Here is a 24,007-nt window from a genome sequence, read left to right as displayed (position 1 = left end):
GACCGGCCCCGCGCACCCGCCCGGCGGCCGCCCGCAGCGCCGCGGGCAGCAGCGCCAGCAGCAGACCGGCGCCGGTCACCGCCGTCACCTGGAGCACCCCGGGCCCGGCCGGCAGCCCGCGCAGCGGCCCGAGCAGCGCGTACGCCAGCGCCCCCGCCGCCCCGATCGGGGTCTGCTCGCGGTCGCCCGGAAGAGTGATCCGCACGCACTCGCCGAGCGCGATCAGCGCGGTGAAGGCCAGCGCCACCCCCGGCTGGGCGGGCCCGCGCACCAGCACCGCCCCGAGGGACGCCGCCAGCAGCGCCAGGGCCGCCCCGTGCACCGCGCACACCGCACCGGCGCACCCCTCCTGTGCATCCGCGCGCCCGGCGCCCGACCGCCGCCGCGCGCCGCCCTCCGCGATCGGCGCGCCCACCCGCGCGCCCCACCCCGCGCCCCGCCGCACCTCGCGCCGCGCGCTCACGAGGACCCGGCCGTCGGGACGCCGCCGCCACCCTGGACCGGCACCGCGCCCGGAGCGGGGCCCGCGCCCGGTGCCGGACCCGGGCCCGCACCAGGCGCCGGGCCCGGAGCCGGAGCCGCCCGGGCCGGTTCGGGAACGCCGAGCGGGATGTCCGGCACCTCCTTGATGCACTCCGGGGGCGGCGGCAGCACCGGCTGCCAGTCGTGCACGGCCAGCGCGTCCACCAGCGCCCGCACCATCACCGGGTCGAACTGGCTGCCCGAGCAGCGCTCCAGCTCGGCGACCGCCTCGGTGACCGGGCGGCCGCGCCGGTAGGAACGGGTGGAGGTCATCGAGTCGAAGGCGTCGGCGACCGAGATGATCCGGGCGAACTCCGGGATCTGCTCACCGGCCAGCCCCGCCGGGTAGCCGCGGCCGTCCATCCGCTCGTGGTGGTGCAGGATCCCGGCGTGTGCCTCGCCGAGGAAGGCGATCCCGCGCACCAGCTCGTACCCGTGCACCGGGTGCACCTCGACGGCCCGGCGCTCCGCCTCGGTGAGGGGACCGTTTCTGCGCAGCAGCTCGGTGGCCACGCCGAGCTTGCCGACATCGTGCAGGATGCCCGCGTAGCGCAGGGTGCGCAGCCGCTCGGCCTCCATGCCCAGCTGATCGGCGATCAGCACCGCCGCCCGGCCGACCCGTTCGCTGTGGCCCCGGGTGTAGGCGTCCTTGATCTCCACCGCCTGGACCAGCGCCCGCACGGTCGCCTGGTGGGCCTCGCGCTCCCGGTGCCCCTGGGCGAACACCCAGGCCGAGATGGACAGCGGCAGCAGGGCCAGCAGCGCCGCGAACGCGCCGTACGGCCCCTGCCACAGCACGGCGAGCATCAGCCCGCCCGCCGCGTGCACCAGCACCGCGAGCCCCGGCACGACGGTGGCGCCGTCGCGCCGCCCGGCCGGGCAGCGGCCCTCCGCCAGCACCCGCATGCCGCCCACCAGAGCCCCGTTGACCAGGCAGAACGCGGCGAGGGCGGCGAACGCGGGCAGCAGTGCGGCGGGGAAGCGCGAGCCGAGCAGCAGCTGCGGCCCGGCCAGTAGGTGGAACACCGCCGAGGACGCGAAGGCGGACAGCGCGAGCTGCGCGCCGTTCCACACCTGGCGCCGCCGCCCGCCCGGCCCGGCGGCCCCGAGCAGCGCGGCCGGCACGGCGGCCAGCCCGGCGGCGGCCGGCGGCAGCATCAGCACCCCGGCGAACAGCACCGGGAAGAACGCGTTGACGCCGGGCCGCGCCGGCCGGCGGGCGCGCAGCGGCGGACGGCGCAGCAGCAGCCACGCCAGCCGCAGGCACGGCGTCGACAGGCCCTGGGCGAGCGACTCCCAGCAGGCGTGCAGGAAGGCCAGCAGCCCGACCTTCGGCCAGTCCACCGGGGCGCCCAGCCAGTGCACCGCCGCCGGGCCGGGCAGCGGCAGCAGCGTCAGCAGGCAGCAGAGCGCCGCCGCCGGCACGGCCACGAGGTAGCGCGCGGCGCCCGGCGGAAGGTCCCCGTCTCCACTGTCGGTAGCGATGTCGACCTCCCCGCGTGCTGGCCCGCGCCGCCCTGGCCCGTCCTCCCGGACCGCCGCCGGCCGTCCGCGCACGCCGAAGCGGCGGCGCACGGCCCATGGTGAGCGTCCGTCAGGAGAATAGGGCGCCACTCCGGCACGGGGACGCGTGATCGCGCAATGCCGCTGCTGGCACACCGCCAACTCACTCGATCGAGTGAGGACGCGGCCCTGGCGGAGGGGACGCGGACGCACGGCGGCCCCGGGAGCATCCGCTCCCGGGGCCGCCCGCGTGCCTCGTCCGGTCGTGCGCCGTCCGGCGCAGCCGCCCGCCTCAGGTCCCGGCCGCCGCCTCCGCGGCCCGACCCGGCCCGGCCGGCTCACCGGCCGCCTCGGCGTGCACCTCCAGCGTCGTCTCGACCGCCACCACCACCGCCTCGCCCGAGCGCTGGCCGGCCCGGATCGAGTCGATCCTGGCCAGCACCTTGCCGCGCAGGTCAGCCGGGGTGTCGTCGCAGCCGCAGGAACGCTTGATCAGCGCCTTGATCGCCTGCTCCAGTCCGTACTGCTTCAGGCAGGGCGAGCACTCCTCGAAGTGCACGCGCAGCTTGGCGCAGTCGCCCTCGGCCATCTCGTTGTCGAGGAATTCGTAGAGGTGGTCGAGGACCTCGCCACACTCGGTGTCGTGCGGATCGCCGCAGCTCATGAGCCCGAGCCCTTCGCTTCCTGCCCTGCCCCGCTGCCGGCCGGGACCAGCCCGCGCTCACGGGCGTAGTCCTCCAGCATGCCGCGCAACTGACGGCGGCCACGGTGCAGCCGGGACATCACCGTACCGATGGGAGTACCCATGATGTCCGCGATCTCCTTGTACGCAAAGCCCTCGACGTCCGCGAGATAGACGGCGATGCGGAACTCCTCCGGAATGGCCTGGAGGGCGTCCTTCACATCGCTGTCCGGAAGGTGGTCCAGGGCCTGGGTCTCCGCCGAGCGCAGACCGGTCGACATGTGCGACTCGGCCCGGGCCAGCTGCCAGTCCTCGATCTCCTCGGCGGCGGTGCGCTGCGGCTCCCGCTGCTTCTTGCGGTACGAGTTGATGAAGGTGTTGGTGAGGATGCGGTACAGCCACGCCTTGAGGTTGGTGCCCTCGCGGAACTGGTGGAAGGACGCGTAGGCCTTCGCGAACGCCTCCTGCAGGAGGTCCTCCGCGTCGGCGGGGTTGCGCGTCATCCGCAGCGCGGCCGAGTACATCGGATCCAGGTAGCCCAAGGCGTCGCGCTCGAAGCGCTCCCGCCGGGCCTCCTCGGTCTCCTCCGCCGACACCCGGAAGGTGTCCTCACCGATCGCCTCGGCCAGCTCCTCACCGGTGAGCGCCTCGCCCGCGGGCAGGCCCTCCTCCGGGCCCCGGCCCGGCTCGGCCTCGTGCTCGGTCCCGACGACCGGACCCACCTCCTCGGCATGACGGACACGGCCCACCGTGGGCCGCCCCGAAAGGGAGGATATCGGGCCGACGGGCTTCTCGCCCGCGACTAGCCAGTCCGACCAGGAGGGAGCGAACGCCGACGCGGCCTCGCGCTCCTCCGGCCGCTCGGGGCACGCGATCGAACCCATCTGCCCTGCCTTCCACCGGGACTCCACCTGACGAGGGTGTCAACCACGCCGGCCCCGCCCGCATTCCCGCACCCCCGCGGCCCGGCTCACACCACCCGCAGCACCCAGTCCCCGACCGCCGAGACGATCAGCTCCAGCAGCTCCTGCTGCCCCACCGCCGCCCGCTTCGGCACCTCGAAGCCGTGGTTGCCGGCCGGCAGCGCCACCAGCTCGTGGGAGTCCGGCAGCTCCGGGAACTCCGCCGGTCCGCCGAACGGGTCCGTCGCCCCCTGCACCACCAGCGTCGGCAGCCCCGAGCCGAGCAGTTCCCGGGCCCGGCTCCGCTCCGGCCGGCCCGGCGGGTGCAGCGGGAACGCCAGCGCCACCACCCCCACCGCACCGCCCGCCGCCCCGGTCCGGCAGGCCACCCGCGCCCCGGCGCTGCGCCCGCCCACCACCAGCGGCGGGCCCGCCGCGGCCAGCCGCCCGGCCACCGGCTCCCAGCCGGCGTCCAGCGTCCTCGGCGCGGGCGCCACCTTCTTCCCCGCCACCCGCCAGGGCTGCTCGACCAGCGCCACCGACACCCCCCGGGCGGGCAGGGCGGCGGCCAGCGCCGCGAGGTCCCGCGCCTCGATCCCGCCGCCGGCGCCGTGCCCCAGCGCCAGCGTCGCCCGCGGCGCGGGGGCCGGGTGCAGGGTGATCCGGGCGTCCCCGGCGGGCGTGGGCACCGTCTCCGTGGTCACGGGGGCGGCCTTCGCGGCGGTCACGGCGGTGGTCCTCTCGGAAGGGGGCGGTCAGAACAGGGTGGTCTCGTACTCGGGCTCGGTGTGGGGCTCGGTCAGCCCGGCGTGGTCGTTGCGGATGCTGCCGACCTCCGGCGACACCGGCGTCACCCGCAGCGCCCCCGGCGGCGGCGGTGTCAGCAGCCGCCGCAGCTCCGGCGACCCGCTGTCGTCCAGCCGCGGGTCCAGCCAGGCGTCGAACGACCCCGGGTCCAGGTACAGCGGCATCCGCTCGTGGATCGGCGCCAGCAGCTCCTCCGCCCCGGTCGTCACGACGGTGAACGTCACCAGCCAGCCCTCCGGGTGGTCCGAGGGCACCGCCCGGTTGCGCCAGAACTCGTACAGCCCCGCCAGCGCCAGCGGCGCGCCGTCCGCCCGGGACACGAAGAACGGCTTCTTGCGCGCCCTGCCCCGCTCCCCCGGCACCGTCTGCCACTCGTAGTAGCCGTCCACCGGCAGCACGCACCGGCGCGAGGCGAACGCCTGCCGGTAGGCCGGCTTCTCGTGCACCGTGTCCGCCCGCGCGTTGATCATCTTCACCGCCGTCTCCGGCGAGTTCGCCCACTGCGGCACCAGCCCCCAGCGCAGCACCCGCAGCTGGCGCACCGGCGCCGGCGCCCCCTTCACCGGCCGCTCCAGCACCACGAAGGCGCTCTGCGTCGGCGCGACGTTCCAGCTCGGGTCCAGCGTCTCGGCCGGATCCCACTGCTGGACGCCGAACAGCTCCACGATGTCCCCGGGCCGGCTACTCGCGGCGAAGCGACCACACATACCGTCAGCTTGCCACGGCCCCGTCCGCCCCCGGGCCCCCGTCCGCCCCGAGAACCACCCGCCCCCGGACCGCCGTCCTCTCCCGTGGCAGGCTGCCACCCCGGGACGAACGACCGGACCGAGACGGAGGAGCACGATGGACGCCAGGACCCTCGACGAGCTGTGGACCGCCGTCACCGGCACCCAGCCCGCCCCGCCCGGCTGGCTCGCCCTGGCCACCGGCGCCGCCGCGCTGCTCACCGTCCTCGCCCGCCCGCTGTGGCGGATCGCCCGGGGCGCCGTCACCATCGCCCACGAGGGCGGCCACGGCCTCGCCGCCCTCGCCACCAACCGCAGGCTCGCCGGCATCCGGCTGCACTCCGACACCTCCGGCCTCACCCTCTCCTACGGCCGCCCCACCGGCCCCGGCATGGTCCTCACCGCCGCGGCCGGCTACACCACCCCCGCCCTGCTCGGCCTCGGCTGCGCCGCCCTGCTCGCCGCCGACCGGATCACCCTGCTGCTGTGGCTCGCCGTCGCCCTGCTGCTGGCCCTGCTGGTGCGGATCCGCAACGCCTTCGGCTGCTTCGTCGTGCTGCTCGCCGGCGGCGCCTTCTTCCTGGTCTCCTGGTTCGGCTCCCCCGAGGTCCAGGCCGCCTTCGCCTACCTCGGCACCTGGTTCCTGCTGTTCGGCGCCGTCCGCCCGGTCCTCGAACTCCAGCAGCAGCGCCGCCGCGGCGAGGCCCGCGACTCCGACGCCGACCAGCTCGCCCGCCTCACCGGCATCCCCGGCCTCGCCTGGACCACCCTGTTCCTCGTCGCCGCCCTCGCCGCCCTCGCCCTCGGCGCGAGCTGGCTGCTGCACCCCCTCTGACCGCCCCCGCGCGCCGCCGCACCCCGCCGGCCCCCGCATCGGAGGCGAACGGGCGGCCCCCACCACGGCCCCTAGACTTGGGCCCATGACCGAGACCCTGTGGCCCGCCCCCGTCGCGAGCACCCCCGTGGACGCCACCGTCACCATCCCCGGCTCCAAGTCGGTCACCAACCGGGCCCTGGTCCTGGCGGCCCTCGCCGACGGCCCCGGCTGGGTGCGCCGCCCGCTGCGCAGCCGCGACTCCCAGCTGATGGCCGACGGCCTGCGCGCCCTCGGCGTCACCATCGAGGAGCAGGTCAACAACGACACCGGCGGCACCGGCGGCGGCGAGGCCTGGCGGGTCATCCCCGCCCCCGTGCTGCGCGGCCCCGCCTCGGTCGACGTCGGCAACGCCGGCACGGTCATGCGCTTCCTGCCCCCGCTCGCCGTCCTCGCCGACGGCCCGGTCCACTTCGACGGCGACCCGCGCAGCCACGAGCGCCCCCAGCATGGCGTCATCGACGCCCTGCGCGCCCTCGGCGCCCGGATCGAGGACGGCGGCCGCGGCACCTTCCCGCTCACCGTGCACGGCACCGGCGCCCTCGACGGCGGCACCGTCGAGCTCGACGCCTCCGCCTCCTCCCAGTTCGTCTCCGCCCTGCTGCTCTCCGGCGCCCGCTACAACAACGGCGTCGAGGTCCGGCACGTCGGCGGCCCGGTCCCCTCGCTGCCGCACATCCGGATGACCGTCGACATGCTGCGGCTGGCCGGCGTCCAGGTCGACGCCCCCGAGGACGGCGGCGAGAAGGACGTCTGGCGGGTCACCCCCGGTGCCCTGCTCGGCCGCGACCTGGTCGTCGAGCCCGACCTCTCCAACGCCGCGCCGTTCTTCGCCGCCGCCCTGGTCACCGGTGGCCAGGTCACCGTCCGCGACTGGCCGAAGCACACCACCCAGCCCGGCGACCAGCTGCGCGACCTCTACACCCGGATGGGCGGCAGCTGCGCGTTCACCGACGAGGGCCTGCGCTTCACCGGCACCGGCCGGATCCACGGCATCGAGGCCGACCTGCACGACGTCGGCGAGCTCACCCCGGTGATCGCCGCGGTCGCCGCCCTCGCCGACTCCGAGTCCCACCTCTACGGCATCGCCCACCTGCGGCTGCACGAGACCGACCGGCTGGCGGCGCTCGCCAAGGAGATCAACGGCCTCGGCGGCGACGTCAGCGAGACCGCGGACGGCCTGCGGATCCGCCCGCGCAAGCTGACCGGCGGCGTCTTCCACACCTACGAGGACCACCGCCTGGCCACCGCCGCCGCGGTGATCGGCCTCGCCGTGCCCGGCGTCCAGGTGGAGAACGTGGCGACCACCGCCAAGACCCTGCCGGACTTCCCCGCCATGTGGGACGAGCTGCTCGCCGGACCGGTGGCGGGCGGCTGAGCGGAGGACTGGGCACATGCGCCGCTACGGCAAGGACGCCGACGAGGACGACATCCGCAACCGCCCCGCCCGCCGGGGCTCGCGGCCGCGGACCCGGATCCGGCCCAAGCACGAGGACGCCGCCGAGGCGATGGTGCTCACCGTCGACCGCGGCCGGCTGACCTGCCTGGTCGACCCGGGGACGAAGCAGGAGCACGAGGTCGTCGCCATGAAGGCCCGCGAGCTGGGCCGCAAGGGCGTGGTGGTGGGCGACACCGTCTCGCTGGTCGGCGACCTCTCGGGGGACGCCGACACGCTGGCCCGGATCGTGCGGGTCGAGGAACGCACCTCGGTGCTGCGGCGCACCGCGGACGACGACGACCCCTACGAGCGGATCGTCGTCGCCAACGCCGAGCAGCTCGCCATCGTCACCGCGCTGGCCGACCCGGAGCCGCGGCCCCGGCTGATCGACCGCTGCCTGGTCGCCGCCTACGACGCGGGCCTGGAGCCGCTGCTCGTCCTCACCAAGGCCGACCTCGCCCCGGCCGCGCCGGTGCTGGAGTCCTACGCGCCGCTCGGCATCACGTACGTCGTCACCCGCCGCGACGAGCTGGAGACCACCGGCGCCGAGGCCGTCCGCGAGCACCTGCGCGGTCTGCGCACCGTGTTCATCGGCCACTCCGGCGTCGGCAAGACCACCCTGGTCAACGCGCTCGTCCCGGAGCGGCAGCGGACCACCGGCCACGTCAACGCCGTCACCGGCCGCGGCCGGCACACCACCGTCTCGGCGCTCGCGCTGCGGCTGCCGCCGCCGCCCGGCGCCAAGCCCGGCTCGAAGAAGGCGCTGAACGCGGGCTGGGTGATCGACACGCCCGGCTTCCGCTCCTTCGGCCTGTCCCACATCGACCCGTCGCGGGTCATCCACGCCTTCCCCGACCTGGAGCCCGGCACCGAGGACTGCCCGCGCGCGTGCAGCCACGACGAGCCGGACTGCGCGCTGGACGCCTGGGTGGCCGACGGCCACGCCGACCCCGCGCGGCTCTACTCGTTGCGCCGTCTGCTGGCCAGCAAGGAGGCCCGCGAGGGCGACTGACGGCCCTCTGCGGACCGGTTTGCGCCTTCGAGGTGTCGGAGCGGCCTCTCGTGGTGATCATAGGAAAGTCGGGCCGGATCACGGCCCGGCCGCCGACCGATCCCGCGACCGACAGGGAGAGCACGCGATGGCATGGGCCCTGGTGATCCTGGCCGGCCTGCTGGAGACCGGATTCGCGATCAACCTCAAGCTCAGCGAGGGCTTCACCAAGCTCTGGCCCACCATCAGCTTCTGCGTCTTCGCCCTCGGCAGCTTCGGCCTGCTCACCCTCTCCCTGAAGACCCTGCCGGTGGGCCCCGCCTACGCGGTGTGGACCGGCATCGGCGCCGCCGGCACCGCGATCTACGGCATGCTCTTCCTCGACGAGTCCACCTCGGTGCTCAAACTCGTCTCGATCTCCCTGGTCATCGCCGGGGTCATCGGCCTCCAGCTCAGCGGGTCCGCGCACTAGGGTCCCTCTCCGGGGCGGGGCCCGCCGGCCCACCGGCTCGCCCGGATCGTGTGCCCCGGCCGGGGCGGCCCCGCGCTAGGGTTTCGACCATGGCCGACTACCACGACGATCTCCGACTCGCCCACGTCCTCGCCGACTCGGCCGACTCGGTCACCCTGGAGCGCTTCAAGGCCCTCGACCTGCGGGTCGAGACCAAGCCCGACCTGACCCCCGTCAGCGACGCCGACAAGGCCGCCGAGGAGCTGGTGCGCAGCGTCCTGCAGCGGGCCCGCCCGCGCGACGCGGTGCTCGGCGAGGAGTTCGGTCTGCAGGGCACCGGCCCGCGCCGCTGGGTGATCGACCCGATCGACGGCACCAAGAACTACATCCGCGGCGTCCCGGTCTGGGCCACCCTGATCGCGCTGCTGGAGGACGGCCCGGACGGCGTGGAGCGCCCCGTCGTCGGCATCGTCTCCGCCCCCGCGCTGAACCGCCGCTGGTGGGCCGCCAAGGACCTCGGCGCGTTCGCCGGCCGCAGCCTCGCCAAGGCCGGCCGGATCCAGGTCTCCGGCGTCTCGCGGATCGAGGACGCCTCCTTCTCCTACTCCTCGCTCACCGGCTGGGAGGAGCGCGGGCGCCTCGACCCGTTCCTCGACCTCACCCGGGCCTGCTGGCGCACCCGCGCCTACGGCGACTTCTGGTCGTACATGATGGTCGCCGAGGGCGCGGTGGACATCGCCGCCGAGCCGGAGCTGTCGCTGTGGGACATGGCGGCCAACTGCATCATCGTCGAGGAGGCCGGCGGGCGCTTCACCGGCCTGGACGGCGTCCCGGGCCCCGGCGGCGCCGACGCCGTCGCCTCCAACGGCCTGCTGCACGAGGAGGCGCTGCGCCGTCTGAGCGTCTGAGCCGTCCCGGGCGCCCGGGCGCGTCCCGGGCGTCGGGCCGGAGCCGCGACGACGTGGTGCGGGCCCCGAGCGCCGGTTCTCCGGCGGCACTCGGGGCCCGCTGCTCGTGGGGCCCCTCACCGGGCCCCGCGATGCGGTGCGGTCACTGCTGCTTGCGCAGCTCCCGCACCGCGGTCTCCAGGCGCCGGCCGAAGTCGGCGTCCGCCTTGCGGAAGTTGTCGACCGCCCGCTCGACGATGTCGTCGCGGTCGGCCGAGACCTTGGCGATGAAGCCGGACAGGTTGCCGATCAGCCGCTGCTTCGCGTCCTCGCCCATCAGCCGGTAGAGGTCGCCGGCCTGCACGAAGTCGTTGTCCTCGGCGTGCGAGGGCGCCTCGTGGGTGCCGGTGACGCCGTCGACCGGAAGCGGGGCCCACAGTGGGCGGCCGGTCTGCACCGGGCCGCCGAAGCTGTTCGGCTCGTAGTTCTTGCGGCGCCCGTGGCGGCCGTCGTACAGCGAGCCGTCCCGGTGGTTGGTGAGCGCCTCGGTGGCGTGCGGGCGGTTGACCGGCAGGTGGTCGGCGTTGATGCCGACGCGGTAGCGGTGGGCGTCCGCGTAGGCGAACAGCCGGCCCTGCAGCATCTTGTCCGGGGACGGGCCGATGCCGGGCACGAAGTGCGCCGGGGAGAAGACCGACTGCTCGACCTCGGCGAAGACGTTGTCGGGGTTGCGGTTGAGCTCCAGCTTGCCGAACTCGACCAGCGGGTAGTCCGCGTGCGGCCAGACCTTGGTGAGGTCGAAGGGGTTGAAGCGGTAGTTCGCCGCGTCCGCGGCCGGCATGATCTGAACGCTGACGGTCCAGGTCGGGAACTCGCCGCGCTCGATGGACTCGCGCAGGTCGCGCTGGTGGCTGTCCGGGTCCTCACCGGCGAGCTTGTTGGCCTCGTCCTGGGTGAGGGTCCTGATCCCCTGGTCGGTCTTGAAGTGGTACTTCACCCAGAAGTACTCGCCGGCCTCGTTCTGCCACTGGTAGGTGTGCGAGCCGAAGCCGTCCATGTGGCGGTACGACGCCGGGATGCCGCGGTCGCCGAACAGCCAGGTCACCTGGTGGGTGGACTCGGGCGACAGGCCCCAGAAGTCCCAGACGTTGTCCGCCTCCTGGGAGCCGGTGTAGGGGTCGCGCTTCTGGGTGTGGATGAAGTCCGGGAACTTGCTGGCGTCCTTGATGAAGAACACCGGGGTGTTGTTGCCGACGAGGTCGTAGTTGCCCTCCTCGGTGTAGAACTTCAGCGCGAAGCCGCGCGGGTCGCGCACCGCGTCCGCCGCGCCGAGGTTGCCGGCGACGGTGGAGAACCGCAGGAAGGTCTCGGTCTGCTTGCCGACCTCGGAGAGGAACGCGGCCCGGGTGTAGGCGGTGACGTCCGCGGTCACCGTGAAGGTGCCGTAGGCGCCGGCGCCGCGGGCGTGCACCACGCGCTCCGGGATGCGCTCGCGGTTGAAGCGCGCGAGCTTCTCGAACAGCTGCTGGTCCTGGATCAGCGCCGGACCGCCGACCCCGGCGGTCTCGGTGTTCTGGTTGTCGGCGACGGGGGCACCCGCCTCCGTGGTGAGGGTGGGGCGCAGCTCGTCCTGGGTAGTCATGTGAGGGCCTCCGCGTGATCCGGTCGTGACGAACCGATCCTAACTTGGACTTTGTCTAAGTCAACACTGGAACCAAAGTCGGAGTGTCACTTACCCTGAGTCCATGAGTGACCTGCTGGAGAGACTTCGCGGACGTGGTTGGCGGCTCACCTCGCAGCGCCGGGTCGTGGCCGAGGTCCTCGACGGCGAGCACGTCCACCTGACCGCCGACGAGGTGCACGCGCGCGCCGTCGAGCGGCTGCCCGAGATCAGCCGAGCCACCGTCTACAACACCCTCGGCGAACTCGTCGGCCTGGGCGAGGTGTTGGAGGTCGCCACCGACGGCCGCGCCAAGCGCTACGACCCCAACGCCCACCACGCGCACCAGCACCTGGTCTGCTACGGCTGCGGCGCCATCCGCGACGTCCACCCCCAGGGCGACCCGCTGGCCGCGCTGCCGGACGCCGAACGGTTCGGCTTCACCCTCTCCGGCGCCGAGATCACCTACCGCGGCCTGTGCCCGGACTGTTCCGCAGCCCGGCCCTGATCCGCCCCCGCGCGCACGGCGCACCCGCCGGCGCGCACCGCCACGCGCACGACTGCTCGTCCCGCTGCGCGCACGGCTCCTCGTCCCGCCGCGCGCGCACCGCCGCCGGTACCGCTACGCGCTCAGCTACGCGCTCAGCTCCGCGTGCAGCGCGCCCAGCAGCCGGCCCGCCCGCTCGGCGACCTCCGCCGGACCGTAGTCCGCGGCCCGCCGGCACCAGCCCTCCGCCTGCACCGGCTCGCCCCGGCGCAGCGCCAGCAGCGCCAGCCGCAGCGCCGCCCGCCCGTGCCCGGCGTCCGCCGCCCGGGTGTACCAGAGCATCGCCTCGGCCTCGCTGTCCTGCCGGGCCAGCAGCAGCCCCAGGTTGAACGCCGCGCTGCGGCTGCCCGCCTCCGCCGCCCGCCGGTACCAGCTCTCGGCGATCTCCAGCGCCCCCCGCTCAGCCGCCCGCACCCCCATCCGCACCTGCGCCCGGCGGTGGCCCGCGTCCGCCGCCACCGCGTACCAGTGCTCGGCCTCCGCGTCCGCGTCCCCGCGCCGGTCCAGCACCGACGCCAGCCGGAACGCGCCCTCCGCCGAACCGCCCGCCGCCGCCTGCCGGTAGCGCTCCAGCGCACCCGCCGCGTTGCCGCGCTGCTCCTGCACCACCGCCAGCTGCAGCGCCGCCTCGCCGTGCCCCTCCGCGGCGGCGCGCGCGTACCACTCCTGCGCCTGCCGGTGCTCGCCGCGCCCGGCGTGCAGCACGCCCAGGTTGAACGCGCCGTCCACGCTGCCCGCCTCGGCGGCCTTGGAGAACCACGGCTCGGCACCCGACTCGTCGCCGCGCTGCAGCAGCACCACGGCCAGCGCGTTGCACGCCTCCCGGTGCCCGGCGTACGCGGCCCTGCGGTACCACTGCTCGGCCTGCTGGTCGCGGCCCGCACCGGCGCAGAGCAGGCCCAGGTTGAACGCGCCGTTCTGGTCGCCGGCCTCCAGCGCGCTGCGGTACCAGCGCTCCGCCTCGGCGGCCCGGCCGCGCGAGGCGTGCAGCGCCCCCAGCGCGTTGGCCGCGTTGCCGTCGCCCGCCTCGGCGGCCTCCTGCCACCACTCGGCGGCCGCGACGAGGTCCCCGCCGTCGCGCAGCAGGTAGCCCAGCGCGCACGCGGCCCGCGGCTCGCCGTTCTGCGCCGACTGCCGGTACCAGCGGGCCGCCTCCTCCAGCAGCGCCTGCTCGCCGCCGGCCCGGTCCTCCAGCAGCACGCCCAGGCGCAGCGCGGCGCGGGCGTGGCTGCGGGCGGCCGCGATCCGGTACCAGGCCTCGGCGGTCTCCTTGTCCCCGGCCGCCTCGCGCATCCGGGCCAGCCGGTAGGCGGCCTCCCGGTGGCCGGCGTCCGCGGACACCTTGAACCAGCGCTCGGCGCGCACGTCCCGGCGGTGCTCCATGAGGTCGCCGAGCGCGTAGGCGCCCAGCGGGTGGCCGTGGTCGGCGGCGAAGTGCAGCCAGTACTCGGCGGCCTCCTCCTCGCCCTGGTCGCGCAGTTGCAGGCCGAGGGCGTGCGCGGCGGGCGCGCTGCCGGCCACCGCCGCCTGCCGCCACCACTGGGCGGCCTCGGCCCGGTGACCGCGCTGGTGCAGCAGCACGCCCAGGTTGTTGGCGGCGGCGCGCAGCCCCGCGGCCGCGGCGCCCCGCAGGTACGGTTCGGCGTCCTCCAGGTCGCCGCGGCGCAGCAGCAGGGTGCCCAGCCGGGCGGCGGCGTCCGGGTCGCCGCCGTCGGCGGCGCGCCGGTGGCGGGCCTCCAGGGCGGCCTGCTCGCGGGCGGCGAGCGCGGTCTCGAAGCTGGCCGAGTCGAAGCCGGTGTCGCTCTCGACGCCGGGGCCGGCGGAGCCGTCGGACGGCGCGCCGCGGGCGCCGGGCGCGGCGGCGAGGCCCCCGGCCGGAACGTGCACCAGGGAGTCCGGGCCCCAGCCGCCGGCCGGACGGCGCTCGGCCAGGCCACTGGTGCGCTGGGCGGGCAGGGCGCCGGGCTGCCGTTCGGGGCTCTCCGCCCAGGCCTCGGTGTCCGCCTCGGTGGTCGCCGGCTTCGCCCCTGCCCCGTTCCTGCCGATCAGCCTCATGCCGACTCCCACTCCCCCCGAGTGTCGCGGCGTCGTCCTCCGGCCCGGGGCCGGGGGGACCCCACGGGGAGCGCGCGGACCCGACGGCCGGTCAGCAGCCGGGCAGCGTCCCCCATGTGTCCCATCGTCGCATCACCCGCAACCCGCGTACACCTGCCCCGGCCGAATTCGGCGGGGCGGATCCGAAGCCGACGAAATTGCTTCGGCGCTTTGTCGATTTCCCGACACTTGGCTTCCACAAACCCCGCTGCCGTCGTCCTTGGCGACGCTCGATGGTACCGGAGCGTGCCCGCCCGGGCGTGCGGGCAAAAGCCGAAGGCCCCGAGGAAGAATCCTCCGGGCCTTCGTGCTACTGAGTAGCGGGGACAGGATTTGAACCTGCGACCTCTGGGTTATGAGCCCAGCGAGCTACCGAGCTGCTCCACCCCGCGTCGGTGGTTAAACCATAGCACGGGCGCGGGGTGGGGCCGAAATCGGTCAGCGCGGGATCGCCGCAGCTCAGGGGCCGCTGCTCGGCGGGGCCGGGGCGGTGGCCCCCTCCGACGGAGCCGTCGACGGCGCCGCCGGCGGTCCGGAGGACGGGGTGGCCGTCGGGTTCGCCGAGGGGGTGGCCGACCCGCCGAGGCCCGACTTCTGCTGCGCCGCGGCCAGTTCCCTGGCCGCCTCGCTCTGCGCCTTCTGGGCCTGGCCGAGGGCCACGAAGTCACCGGCCTTCAGCGCGGCGTCCACGTCCCCCTGCGCCTTCAGCACGTCGGCGATCGCCTTCTGCAGCTCCGGCGAGACCGTGGCCCCCGGCGTCGGCGTGGTCGGCGTCGTGGGCGTGGTCGGGGTGGTGGGCGTGGTCGGCGTGGTGCCGGGCGCCGGGGGCGTGACCGGCGCACCGGTCACCGCGCCGCCGAGCACCTTGGCCAGCGCCTTCTCCAGGTTGTCCTCGACCGCGACGACCGCGTGCTCGTTGCCGTAGGTCGCCAGCACCTTCTTCAGCACCGGGACCTTGGCGCTGCGGCCGATCAGGTACACCGGCTCGACGTTGAGCAGGCCGCCGCCGACCGGCAGGGTCAGCAGGTTGCCGTACTCGACGTCGGAGTCGGTGCCGGTCTTCAACAGGGTCAGCTGGTTGGCGACCAGCGGGTCCGAGTTGAACTTCGCCTGCACCTGCTTGGGTCCGAGCGCCCCGGAGTCGGTCGGCACCTTGGCGATCCGGATCTTCCCGTAGTCCGGCCCCGGGTCGGCGCTGACCGACATGAAGGCGGCCAGGTTGTCACGCCCGGACGGCCCGAAGCTGGTGGTCAGCGAGAACGACGCGGACTGCGCGCCGGGCATCCGGACCGTGAGGTAGTACGGCGGCTGCACCTCGTTGGAGTTGGTGGTCGGGTCGGTCGGCACCTGCCAGATGTCCGTGCCGTTGAAGAAGCCGCCGGCGTCGGTCATGTGGTACTCGGCGAGCAGGTCGCGCTGCACCTTGAACATGTCCTGCGGGTAGCGCAGGTGCGGCATCAGCGAGGCCGGGATGTCGGCCTTCGCCCGGACGGTGTCCGGGAACGCCTTCATCCAGGTCTTCAGCACCGGGTCCTGCTCGTCCCACTGGTAGAGCGTGACCTCGCCGGTGTAGGCGTCCACGGTGGCCTTGACCGAGTTGCGGATGTAGTTGACCTGGTTGGCGGCGGTCAGCAGCTCACCGCGCTGGTTGGTCAGCGAGTCCTTGGTGACGTCGCCCAGCGTCGTCCGGGAGGAGAACGGGTAGCCGTCCGAGGTGGTGTAGCCGTCCAGCACCCAGAACACCCGGCCGTCCTCGACCACCGGGTACGGGTCGGCGTCGATCGACAGCCACGGCGCGACCTTCTCCACCCGCTCCTTGGGGGTGCGGTCGTAGATGATCTTCGCGCCGTCCCTGATCGCGCTGGAGTAGAGGATCTGCGGCTCGGCGAACTTCACCGCGTACGCGGCCCGGGTCAGCGGGTTGCCCAGCCCGACGCCGCTGTCGCCGTCGTAGCTGAAGTGCACCGGGGTGCCGTTCTCGGCGGTGTAGTCGATGTCCTGGTAGCCGCCGCCGACGATCGAGTACGTGCTGGTCTTCTCGCCGTAGTAGATCCGCTGCTGGTAGTCGCCGAACGATCCCTTGGTCGGCAGCGCGGACTCGGTGTAGACCGGGTTGCCGCTGGCGTCCACCTGGTTGCCCTTGGCCGCGATCACGCCGTAGCCGTGGGTGTAGTTGAAGTGGTCGTTGATCCAGTTGCGCTGGATGCCGTTGAGATCCAGCTCACGCACGCCCAGCACGGTGTCCTGGTCGCCGTAGCGGTCGACGTCCAGCGACTTCGGGAAGGCGTAGTAGGTGCGCAGCGCCTGGTTCTGCTGGAAGGTCGGGCCCACCACGTTGGGGTCGAGCAGCCGGATGTCCGAGATCGTCTGGGCGTCCGGGGCCAGCGCCGCCGCGTCGGTGGTGTCCTTCGGCTCGTACGGGGTGATCTCGCTGTCCGCGATCCCGTACGCCTGGCGCGTCGCGTCGATGTTCTTCTGGATGTACGGCGTCTCCTTGGCCTGCTCGTTCGGCTTGACCTGGAACTGCTGCACGATCGCCGGGTACACCCCGCCGATCAGCACCGCCGACAGCACCATCAGGCCCAGGCCGATCAGGGCCGGCGCCCAGGTGCGGCGCACCGGGGTCAGGAAGAACAGCACGGCGCAGATCACCGCGACGAAGAACAGGATGGTCTTCGCCGGCAGGAACGCGTTGGCGTCCACGTACCGCAGACCGGTCCAGCCGGACACGCCCTTGTAGGAGCCGGTCTTCACCGCCAGCGCGTACCGGTCCAGCCAGTACGCCACCGCCTTCAGCAGCACGAACACGCCCAGCAGCACCGCCAGGTGCCCCTGCGCGCCGGTGCTCGCCCGCCGCCCCGGCCCCTGCAGCCGCAGGCCGCCGTACAGGTAGTGCACCAGCGCCGAGGTCAGCAGCGAGACGATCACCGCGCTGAACGCGAAGCCCAGCAGGAACTCGTAGAAGGGCAGGTCGAAGGCGTAGAACGAGACGTCCTTGCCGAACTGCGGGTCCTTGGTGCCGAACGGCGTCCCGTTCGTCCACAGCAGCCAGGTCCGCCACTGGCCCGAGGCCGCGGCACCCGCCACCAGCCCGATCACCAGCGAGATCCCGAGCAGCGCCCAGCGCTTGAACGGCGCCAGGCCCGAGCGGTAGCGGTCCAGGCTCTGCTGCTCCACCGACATCGCCGACAGCGGCGGGCGCAGCCGGTGCGCCAGCCAGACGTTGAAGCCGACGATCACCGCCATCAGCAGTCCGAACACCGCGAACAGGCCGATCTTCGTCCACAGTTGGGTGGTGAAGACCGACGAGTAGTGCACCGACCTGAACCAGAGCCAGTCCGTCCAGAACCCGGCGAACATGACGAACAGCAGGAACAACACCGCGAGCACGCCCAGGGTCAGCAGGAGCACCCGCGCTCGCCTTGAGGGCGGGCCTACTCTGCGCCGGAACCCCGGCCCTGAGCGTTCCGGCATCTGGAATACCACGGTGGCACCTCAGCTGTATTCGTCGTGGGATCGGTCGGTCTTCAGTGCAACTTAACCAGTCTTTGGCCGAGTTCCCACCGTTAGCAGACGGTTACGACAACCCTCCCCGGCCCTCGCCGCCCCGCTCCCCTTCCCTTTCCCGGAGCGGCGGGCGCCACGCACCGGGTGCCCGGCGTGTGAGGATTGAGGCATGTCCGATGGATCCAACCTCCCCGACGACGTCTCCACCCTCCCGGCCGGCAGCCCGCTGACCCGGGCCGCCCTGGAGATCGACGAGTACGCCGCCACCCTCGGCTGGGACCTCCCGGCCCGCCTCTTCGCCCTGGTGGACAGCTCCGCCCTGCGCAAGGCCGACCCCCGCATCGCCGAGCAGCTCGGCCTCGCCGACGACCAGCCCGGCCTCACCCCGGTCGAGCAGGACGAGCTGCCCGCCGGCATGGAGCTGGACAAGTTCCTCGGCACCATCGCCTGGCCCGGCGCGGTGGCCGGCTGCGCCCTGGTCGTCGAGCGCCTCATGCTGCCGCCGGGCGCCGAGCAGTCCCGCCCGCGCAACGCCAGCGACGCCCAGCTCGCCGAGTGGGTGGCCAACCACCCCAAGCGCGAGGAGGTGCGGATCACCGCCGCCGTGCTGCGCGACGGCAGCAAGGAGATCGCGCTGCGGCTGCGGTCGAAGGACACCGCCCGCGAGGTGCTGACCGGCCCCGACCTGGTACCGGGCCTGACGGAAGCGCTGCTGGCGACCTTCTCCTGATCGCCCGGGCACGCCCCCCGGGACCCTAGGAGGACGTGCAGGACGGCAGCGCGGAGGTCTGCCCGGAGCGGATCTGCTCCAGCACCTTCAGCGCGCCGTCCAGCGTCTCCACCTTGACCAGGTTCAGACCGGACGGGGTGTTCTTGGTGGCCTCGGCGCAGTTCGACGCCGGGGCGAGGAAGTACTCGGCGCCGGCGTCCCGGGCGGCGATCAGCTTCATCGCTATGCCGCCGATCGGGCCGACCTCGCCCTCGTCGGTGATGGTTCCCGTGCCGGCCACGAACCGCCCGCCGGTCAGGTCGCCCGGGGTCAGCTTGTCGATGATGCCGAGCGAGAACATCAGGCCCGCGCTGGGACCGCCGACGTCCTGCAGCCCGATGTCGATCCGGAACGGGTAGGTGTGCCGCAGGCCCGGGCGGATGCCGACCATCGCGGCGCCGGTGTCCGGCGACTTCACGGTCGGGACGCTGATGTCGGTGCGCACCCCCGGCTCGGCCGAGCCCTCCTTGACCCGCGGCACCACGGTGAAGACCGCCGGCTCACCGGGCTGGTGCCGGGTGACGGCCTTGGCGACCGCGTCCGCGTCGGCGACCGGGGTGCCGTCGACCGCCACGATCTGGTCCCCGGCGTGCAGCCGGCCCTCGGCCGGGGCGCCGGCGGTGACGCTCTGGACGATCAGCTCGCTGCCCATCGGGATGCCGAGCTGGTTCAGCGCGGCGGTGCGGGCGTGGTCCTCGGAGAGCGCGAACTCCTCGGCGTTCTGCCGCTTCGCGTCGGCGTCGCTCTGGCCCTTCGGGTAGACGTTGTCGTGCGGCACCACCAGCACGTCGTCGCGCAGCCAGCCGATCACCGCGTTGACCAGGCTCGGCTCGTACTTGGCGCCGGTGACCTGGACGGTCGTCATGTTGAGGTGCCCGCTCGCCGGGAACGACTCGTGGCCGGTGACGGTGATCACCGGGGTCCCCGTCTTCTCCTGCACCCCGAGCGTGTTGTACGTCGGGCCCGGGCTCATCTCGGTGTACGGCACCTTCATCAGCACCGAGGCGCAGAGCAGCGCTATGAGCAGCAGGGTGGCGGCGAGCATCGTCGCAGAGCGGCGTGGCATGCCTCGACAGTACGGGACGCGGATGACGGCGCGCCCGGCGGGCCGGGCTCCGCCGGCGCCTAGCGTTCCGGGCGCTCGGGCGGGGCGCCCGCGGCGGTGGTGCGTTCCATCGCGGCCATGAACCGCTGGTGCTCGGCCAGCGAGGCCGGGTCCCCCGTCGCCCTCGGGGCCCGCTGGGCCCAGCCCGCCCACACGGCGGCCAGCACCCCGGCGACGCAGGGAATGATCAACCAGGCGAGCGCACCCATCTCAGTACTCCCAGCTCGTCGTGTCTATGAGCAGATTAACCACCCCGGCGGACAACGCCGCGGGCGCCGTCCGGGTTACGGCACGGCCGATCGGCTCACTGCCGGGGAGTATCCGGCCCACCGGCCCACACCCGTTCGGGTGAGCGGCCGGCGTGTCCGCACGCCACGGGGATCCGACGGGGGCTCAGCAGTCCCCGGCGCCGACCCACTCCTCGCCGCCGTCCGCGAACACCTGGTGCTTCCAGACCGGCACCTCGTGCTTGAGGTCGTCGATCAGCCGGCGGGCCGCGGCGAACGCCTCGGCGCGGTGCGCGCAGGACACGGCGACGATCACGGCCCGGTCGCCGATCTCCAGCCGGCCGACCCGGTGCACCGCGGCCAGCGCCCGGACCGGGAAGTCCGCGGCGACCTTCTCGGCGACCCGGCGCAGCTCGCGCTCCGCCGACGGGTGGCAGCTGTACTCCAGCACGGAGACCGGCCGGCCGCCGTCGTGGTCGCGGACCGTCCCGACGAAGACCGTCGTACCGCCGGCCGCATCGTCGCCCACCGCGTCGTACACCTCGTCGAGCGAGAGCGGGGTGTCGCGGATCGCGAGCAGGCGGACCGGGTCGTGGTTCTCGGACATGCCCCCATGATTGCCCATCCCGGGGGCGCCCCGGACCACCGCCCGGGGCCGCCGCCCGGAACCGGTCAGAACCGGCGCCGCTTGCGCGCCCGCCGCACCAGCGCCGCCGTGCCCACCAGCGCCACCGTCGCCCCCGCCGCGCCCAGGCTGGTCGCCGCCTCCTTGCCCCCCAGGCGCCGCCCGGCCACCGCGTGCTTGCCCGCCACCTGGGCCAGCAGCTCCGCCAGCACCTCCTCGTTGCTGTGCACCGGACGCCAGCCCGCCTCGTGCAGCCGGCTGCCCGACACCACCCACGGGTACATCGTGTAGGCGAGGTCCCCGGCCGGTGCCGGTGTCAGCCCCAGCCGGTGCAGCCGGGCCGCCGTCCCCAGCGCGAGCGAGGCCGGCAGCTCCATCCGCCGGATCCCCGACAGCCGCTCCACGTCCTCCTGCTCCAGCCAGCCGTCGCAGCCGACCGTCACCTCGCCCTCGACCAGGCCCAGCGCCGCGTACTCCAGCGCCGCCGCCAGGTCGTCCACGTGGCAGAACTGCCAGCACGGGCGCGAGCCCGCGACCACCAGCAGCCGGGGCGCCTCGAAGTGCCGGGTCAGCACCGTGTCCACCCCGGGGCCCACCACCACCGCCGGGCGCAGCACCGTCACCTGCAGCCCCGGGTGCGCCCGCGGCGCCCGGCGGGCCAGCCGCTCGATCTCCAGCAGGTCCCCGACCAGCGAGGCCTCCTCGGTGGCGCGCAGCTCGGAGTCCTCCGCCAGCGGCACCTCGTTGTCGGCCAGCGCGCCGTAGACCATCGCCGACGTGCACAGCACCACCCGGTGCACCCCGGCCGCCGCGGACGCCGTCAGCACCGTCTGCGCGCCGCGCACGTTGTAGGCGCTGCGCGCCCGCGGGTCCGACTCCATGCCGAGGTCCATCGCCAGGTGGACGACCACGTCCACCCCGGCCAGCCGCTCCGCGACCGCCGGGTCCCGCACGTCCAGGACCCGCCACTGCACCCCGGGCACCTCGCCGCGCCGGTCGTCCACCGCCAGCACCCGCTTCACCCCCGGCGAGGCCACCAGCCGGGCCGCGACCCGCTCGCCGAGCACCCCGGCGGCACCCGTGACGGCCACGGTCAGCGGTCTTCCGGCATAGGCTGGAGGCGGCGACGCCGTGATGTCCGGGGCGTCCTCTCCTCCGGTCAGCCCAGAGCGAACGTCCGAGGGCGGGGAACTCACCGGCCATCCTCCACGGTTAGCTTATGTGCGTACGTACGTGTGTCACGTACGTCCATCCTGCCCGAGGCGAAGGCCCGGCGGTGCACCCGGCGCGGGCCAGCCGCGCGGGAGCCGCCCACCGGCCGGGAGTCCCCCACTCCGCCGACCGCCCCGGGCGCGCAGACTTCACCGCCACCACCCGTATGACGGCCGACCGGATCGAGGACCCCGTGAGCGACCTTCCCTTCGGATTCGGCGTTCCGCCCGAGGAGCCCGAGGACGGCAAGGCCGAGCCCGACGACCAGAAGAAGAAGGAAGGGAGCGGCGACGCCCAGAGCGGCGGCCCGCACCCCTTCGGCTTCGCCGGCGGCAACCCGCTCGGCGCCCTGTTCGGCATGGGCCTGCCCGGCCTGCCCGGCATGCCCGGCACCCCCGGCGCGGGCGGCCCCGGCGCCGGTGACAACCCCTTCGCCGCGATGTTCGGCGGACTCAACCCCAACGACCTCGGCGCCGCCTTCCAGCAGCTCGGCCAGATGCTCTCCTTCGAGGGCGGGCCGGTCAACTGGGACCTCGCCAAGGACATCGCCCGGCAGACCGTCGTCGCCGAGCCCGCCGAGGGCAAGAGCAAGGACCGCTCCGTCGGCGCCGCCGAGCGCTCCGCCGTCGCCGAGGCCGTCCGCCTCGCCGACCTGTGGCTCGACGGCGTCACCACCTTCCCCTCCGGCGCCGGCACGGCCGTCGCGTGGAGCCGCGCCGAGTGGATCGAGGCCACCCTCCCGGTCTGGAAGGACCTCGTCGACCCGGTCGCCGAGCGCGTCGGCAACGCCATGGGCGGTGTGCTGCCCGAGGAGATGCAGGCCATGGCCGGCCCGCTGCTGGGCATGATGCGCTCCATGGGCGGCGCCATGTTCGGCACCCAGATCGGCCAGGCGCTCGGCGCGCTCGCCGCCGAGGTCGTCGGCTCCGCCGACGTCGGCCTGCCGCTCGCCCCGGCCGGGAAGGCGGCGCTGCTGCCGCAGAACGTCGCGGAGTTCGGCGAGGGCCTCAGCGTGCCCGCCGACGAGGTCCGCCTCTACCTCGCCCTGCGCGAGGCCGCCCACCAGCGGCTCTTCGCCCACGTGCCGTGGCTGCGCGCCCACCTGCTCGGCGCCGTGGAGGCCTACGCCCGCGGCATCAAGGTCGACAGCTCCCGCATGGAGGAGCTCGTCGGCCAGCTCGACCCGAGCAACCCCGAGGCCCTCCAGGAGGCCCTCGCCGGCGGCCTGCTCCAGCCCGAGGACACCCCGGAGCAGAAGGCCGCGCTGGCCCGCCTGGAGACCGCGCTCGCCCTGGTCGAGGGCTGGGTCGACGCCGTCGTGCACGCCGCCGCCGAGCCCCACCTGCCGCAGGCCGGCGCGCTGCGCGAGACCGTCCGGCGCCGCCGCGCCGCCGGCGGGCCCGCCGAGCAGACCTTCGCCACGCTGGTCGGCCTCGAACTGCGCCCGCGCCGGCTGCGCGACGCCGCCCGGCTCTGGGCGCTGCTGGCCGACGCCCGCGGCACCGAGGGCCGCGACGACCTCTGGCAGCACCCCGACATGCTCCCCACCGCCGCCGACCTCGACGACCCCGACGCCTTCGTGCACCGGGGCACCGGGGGCGACCTGGAGGGCGGCATCGACTTCGACGCCCTCGACAAGCTGCTCGGCGAGGCGGCCGCCGGTGGCGCCGCGGGCAAGGCGGACCTGACGAAGGACGACGGCGCGCCGGGGAACGGCGGGTCCGGGGACGGCGGGTCCGGGAACGACGACCACGGGAAGGGCGAGCCCACCGCATGACGGCCACCGAGACGGACCGCGCCGCGGCCCTGCACGCCGACGCGGTCCGGGCCCTGGACGGCTGGCGCCCGGCCGACCCCGAGCAGGAGCAGCTGCGCCTCGACTACCTGCGGCACCTCGCCGAGCAGCCCGAGGGCCTGTTCCGCTCCTGCCTGCCCGCCCACATCACCGCCAGCGCCGCCGTGGTCGACCCGGCCGCCGGGCGCGTGCTGCTGACCCTGCACCCCAAGGTCGGCCGGTGGCTGCAGATGGGCGGCCACTGCGAGCCCGGTGACGGTGACCTCGCCTCGGCCGCGCTGCGGGAGGCCACCGAGGAGTCGGGCATCCCCGACCTCGCCCTCCTCACCCGCGACGGCGCGCCCGTCCCGGTCAAGCTCGACCGGCACCAGGTCCGCTGCACCGGCAAGGACCGTCCCGAGAACACCCACCTCGACGTCCAGTACGTCGCGGTGGCCCCGCCCGGCGCCCAGGCGCTGATCAGCGAGGAGTCGCTCGACCTGCGCTGGTTCGACTACGACCGCCTGCCGGAGCTCACCGACCACTCCGTGCGCGCCCTGGTGGCGCGCGCCCGCGAACTCACCGGCTGAGGCACTCGGGAGCGCGTACACGAGGAGAGGGGGTCCGGCACCAGGAGGTGCGCCAGCTCGAGCAGCAGCTGTCTCTTCGACTAATCTGACGCTGCCGCCGCCCTCCAGAGACAAG

At 74.4% G+C, this 24,007-nt stretch carries 21 protein-coding genes, 1 tRNA gene and 1 pseudogene; 9 read left to right on the top strand and 14 right to left on the bottom strand.

Annotation, left to right across the window (positions count from 1 at the left end):
- The 6 genes and pseudogenes from ACFXAM_RS27255 to ACFXAM_RS27230 all read right to left on the bottom strand — a co-directional run.
- Positions 1–322, bottom strand: a pseudogene (locus tag ACFXAM_RS27255) (metal-dependent phosphohydrolase); the annotation flags it as partial.
- 137 nt (positions 323–459) lie between these two features.
- Positions 460–1,947 carry an HD-GYP domain-containing protein gene (locus ACFXAM_RS27250; protein WP_380295040.1) on the bottom strand — a complete coding sequence of 496 codons (1,488 nt, stop codon included), beginning with the start codon at positions 1,945–1,947 and terminating at the stop codon, positions 460–462.
- A 370-nt stretch (positions 1,948–2,317) separates the two neighbouring features.
- Positions 2,318–2,689 carry a mycothiol system anti-sigma-R factor gene (gene rsrA, locus ACFXAM_RS27245; RefSeq protein ID WP_380295038.1) on the bottom strand — a complete coding sequence of 124 codons (372 nt, stop codon included), beginning with the start codon at positions 2,687–2,689 and terminating at the stop codon, positions 2,318–2,320.
- Entirely contained in the window at positions 2,686–3,429 is a 744-nt protein-coding gene (locus tag ACFXAM_RS27240) for a sigma-70 family RNA polymerase sigma factor (protein WP_380295037.1), read from the bottom strand. Before ACFXAM_RS27240 ends, rsrA begins: the two co-directional genes overlap by 4 nt.
- 248 nt (positions 3,430–3,677) lie before the next feature.
- Complete coding sequence (locus ACFXAM_RS27235) at positions 3,678–4,337, bottom strand: alpha/beta family hydrolase (RefSeq protein ID WP_380295035.1); 660 nt, start codon at positions 4,335–4,337, stop codon at positions 3,678–3,680.
- 27 nt (positions 4,338–4,364) lie between these two features.
- Positions 4,365–5,123, bottom strand: a complete 759-nt coding sequence (locus tag ACFXAM_RS27230) for an SOS response-associated peptidase (protein WP_380295033.1) — start codon at positions 5,121–5,123, stop codon at positions 4,365–4,367.
- A gap of 136 nt (positions 5,124–5,259) precedes the next feature.
- Here ACFXAM_RS27230 and ACFXAM_RS27225 point away from each other — a divergent pair, with 136 nt between their 5' ends.
- The 5 genes from ACFXAM_RS27225 to hisN all read left to right on the top strand — a co-directional run bounded on the left by ACFXAM_RS27225 (position 5,260) and on the right by hisN (position 9,803).
- Positions 5,260–5,976: a M50 family metallopeptidase gene (locus ACFXAM_RS27225; protein WP_380295031.1), complete on the top strand. Its 717-nt coding sequence runs from the start codon at positions 5,260–5,262 to the stop codon at positions 5,974–5,976.
- Positions 5,977–6,061: 85 nt separating this feature from the next.
- The gene (gene aroA, locus ACFXAM_RS27220; RefSeq protein ID WP_380295029.1) at positions 6,062–7,393 is read left to right on the top strand and encodes a 3-phosphoshikimate 1-carboxyvinyltransferase; all 1,332 of its coding nucleotides are present in this window, start codon (positions 6,062–6,064) and stop codon (positions 7,391–7,393) included.
- Between the two features lie 16 nt (positions 7,394–7,409).
- Positions 7,410–8,465 (top strand): ribosome small subunit-dependent GTPase A, encoded by a 1,056-nt coding sequence (gene rsgA, locus ACFXAM_RS27215; RefSeq protein WP_380295027.1) that lies wholly within the window; start codon positions 7,410–7,412, stop codon positions 8,463–8,465.
- A 127-nt stretch (positions 8,466–8,592) separates the two neighbouring features.
- Positions 8,593–8,916, top strand: a complete 324-nt coding sequence (locus ACFXAM_RS27210; protein WP_380295024.1) for a DMT family transporter — start codon at positions 8,593–8,595, stop codon at positions 8,914–8,916.
- 89 nt (positions 8,917–9,005) lie between these two features.
- The gene (gene hisN, locus ACFXAM_RS27205; RefSeq protein ID WP_380295022.1) at positions 9,006–9,803 is read left to right on the top strand and encodes a histidinol-phosphatase; all 798 of its coding nucleotides are present in this window, start codon (positions 9,006–9,008) and stop codon (positions 9,801–9,803) included.
- Positions 9,804–9,945: 142 nt separating this feature from the next.
- On the opposite strand, the gene ACFXAM_RS27200 is transcribed toward hisN, so the two are convergent.
- Positions 9,946–11,424: a catalase gene (locus ACFXAM_RS27200; protein ID WP_380295020.1), complete on the bottom strand. Its 1,479-nt coding sequence runs from the start codon at positions 11,422–11,424 to the stop codon at positions 9,946–9,948.
- Between the two features lie 103 nt (positions 11,425–11,527).
- Here ACFXAM_RS27200 and ACFXAM_RS27195 point away from each other — a divergent pair, with 103 nt between their 5' ends.
- Positions 11,528–11,950, top strand: coding sequence for a Fur family transcriptional regulator (locus ACFXAM_RS27195; protein WP_380295018.1), 423 nt, complete (start codon positions 11,528–11,530; stop codon positions 11,948–11,950).
- A 126-nt stretch (positions 11,951–12,076) separates the two neighbouring features.
- Here the strand turns inward: ACFXAM_RS27195 and ACFXAM_RS27190 are convergent, their stop codons facing one another.
- From ACFXAM_RS27190 to ACFXAM_RS27180, 3 genes are all read right to left on the bottom strand, one after another.
- Positions 12,077–14,044, bottom strand: coding sequence for a sel1 repeat family protein (locus ACFXAM_RS27190; RefSeq protein WP_380295016.1), 1,968 nt, complete (start codon positions 14,042–14,044; stop codon positions 12,077–12,079).
- A gap of 357 nt (positions 14,045–14,401) precedes the next feature.
- Positions 14,402–14,475 (bottom strand) — tRNA-Met (locus ACFXAM_RS27185).
- A 67-nt stretch (positions 14,476–14,542) separates the two neighbouring features.
- On the bottom strand, positions 14,543–17,557 hold the full coding sequence (locus ACFXAM_RS27180; protein WP_380295014.1) for a UPF0182 family protein: 3,015 nt from the start codon (positions 17,555–17,557) through the stop codon (positions 14,543–14,545).
- Between the two features lie 202 nt (positions 17,558–17,759).
- Here ACFXAM_RS27180 and ACFXAM_RS27175 point away from each other — a divergent pair, with 202 nt between their 5' ends.
- Positions 17,760–18,320, top strand: a complete 561-nt coding sequence (locus tag ACFXAM_RS27175) for a PPA1309 family protein (RefSeq protein WP_380295012.1) — start codon at positions 17,760–17,762, stop codon at positions 18,318–18,320.
- A gap of 25 nt (positions 18,321–18,345) precedes the next feature.
- On the opposite strand, the gene ACFXAM_RS27170 is transcribed toward ACFXAM_RS27175, so the two are convergent.
- The 4 genes from ACFXAM_RS27170 to ACFXAM_RS27155 all read right to left on the bottom strand — a co-directional run bounded on the left by ACFXAM_RS27170 (position 18,346) and on the right by ACFXAM_RS27155 (position 21,512).
- Positions 18,346–19,425, bottom strand: a complete 1,080-nt coding sequence (locus ACFXAM_RS27170) for a PDZ domain-containing protein (RefSeq protein ID WP_380295011.1) — start codon at positions 19,423–19,425, stop codon at positions 18,346–18,348.
- A 59-nt stretch (positions 19,426–19,484) separates the two neighbouring features.
- Positions 19,485–19,673, bottom strand: coding sequence for a hypothetical protein (locus ACFXAM_RS27165; RefSeq protein ID WP_380295009.1), 189 nt, complete (start codon positions 19,671–19,673; stop codon positions 19,485–19,487).
- A 184-nt stretch (positions 19,674–19,857) separates the two neighbouring features.
- The gene (locus ACFXAM_RS27160; protein ID WP_380295007.1) at positions 19,858–20,298 is read right to left on the bottom strand and encodes a molybdenum cofactor biosynthesis protein MoaE; all 441 of its coding nucleotides are present in this window, start codon (positions 20,296–20,298) and stop codon (positions 19,858–19,860) included.
- Between the two features lie 65 nt (positions 20,299–20,363).
- Positions 20,364–21,512: an NAD-dependent epimerase/dehydratase family protein gene (locus ACFXAM_RS27155; RefSeq protein WP_380295005.1), complete on the bottom strand. Its 1,149-nt coding sequence runs from the start codon at positions 21,510–21,512 to the stop codon at positions 20,364–20,366.
- 209 nt (positions 21,513–21,721) lie between these two features.
- On the opposite strand from ACFXAM_RS27155, the gene ACFXAM_RS27150 reads away from it, so the two are divergent.
- Positions 21,722–23,305, top strand: a complete 1,584-nt coding sequence (locus ACFXAM_RS27150; protein WP_380295003.1) for a zinc-dependent metalloprotease — start codon at positions 21,722–21,724, stop codon at positions 23,303–23,305.
- The gene (locus tag ACFXAM_RS27145; RefSeq protein WP_380295001.1) at positions 23,302–23,892 is read left to right on the top strand and encodes an NUDIX hydrolase; all 591 of its coding nucleotides are present in this window, start codon (positions 23,302–23,304) and stop codon (positions 23,890–23,892) included. Before ACFXAM_RS27150 ends, ACFXAM_RS27145 begins: the two co-directional genes overlap by 4 nt.
- Positions 23,893–24,007: the final 115 nt, after the last annotated feature.

The organism is Kitasatospora sp. NPDC059462, assembly GCF_042749955.1.
Taxonomy (GTDB): domain Bacteria; phylum Actinomycetota; class Actinomycetes; order Streptomycetales; family Streptomycetaceae; genus Kitasatospora.
The sequence above is the reverse complement of the archived record's forward strand: the minus strand, read 5'-3'. Positions and strand labels throughout refer to the sequence as shown.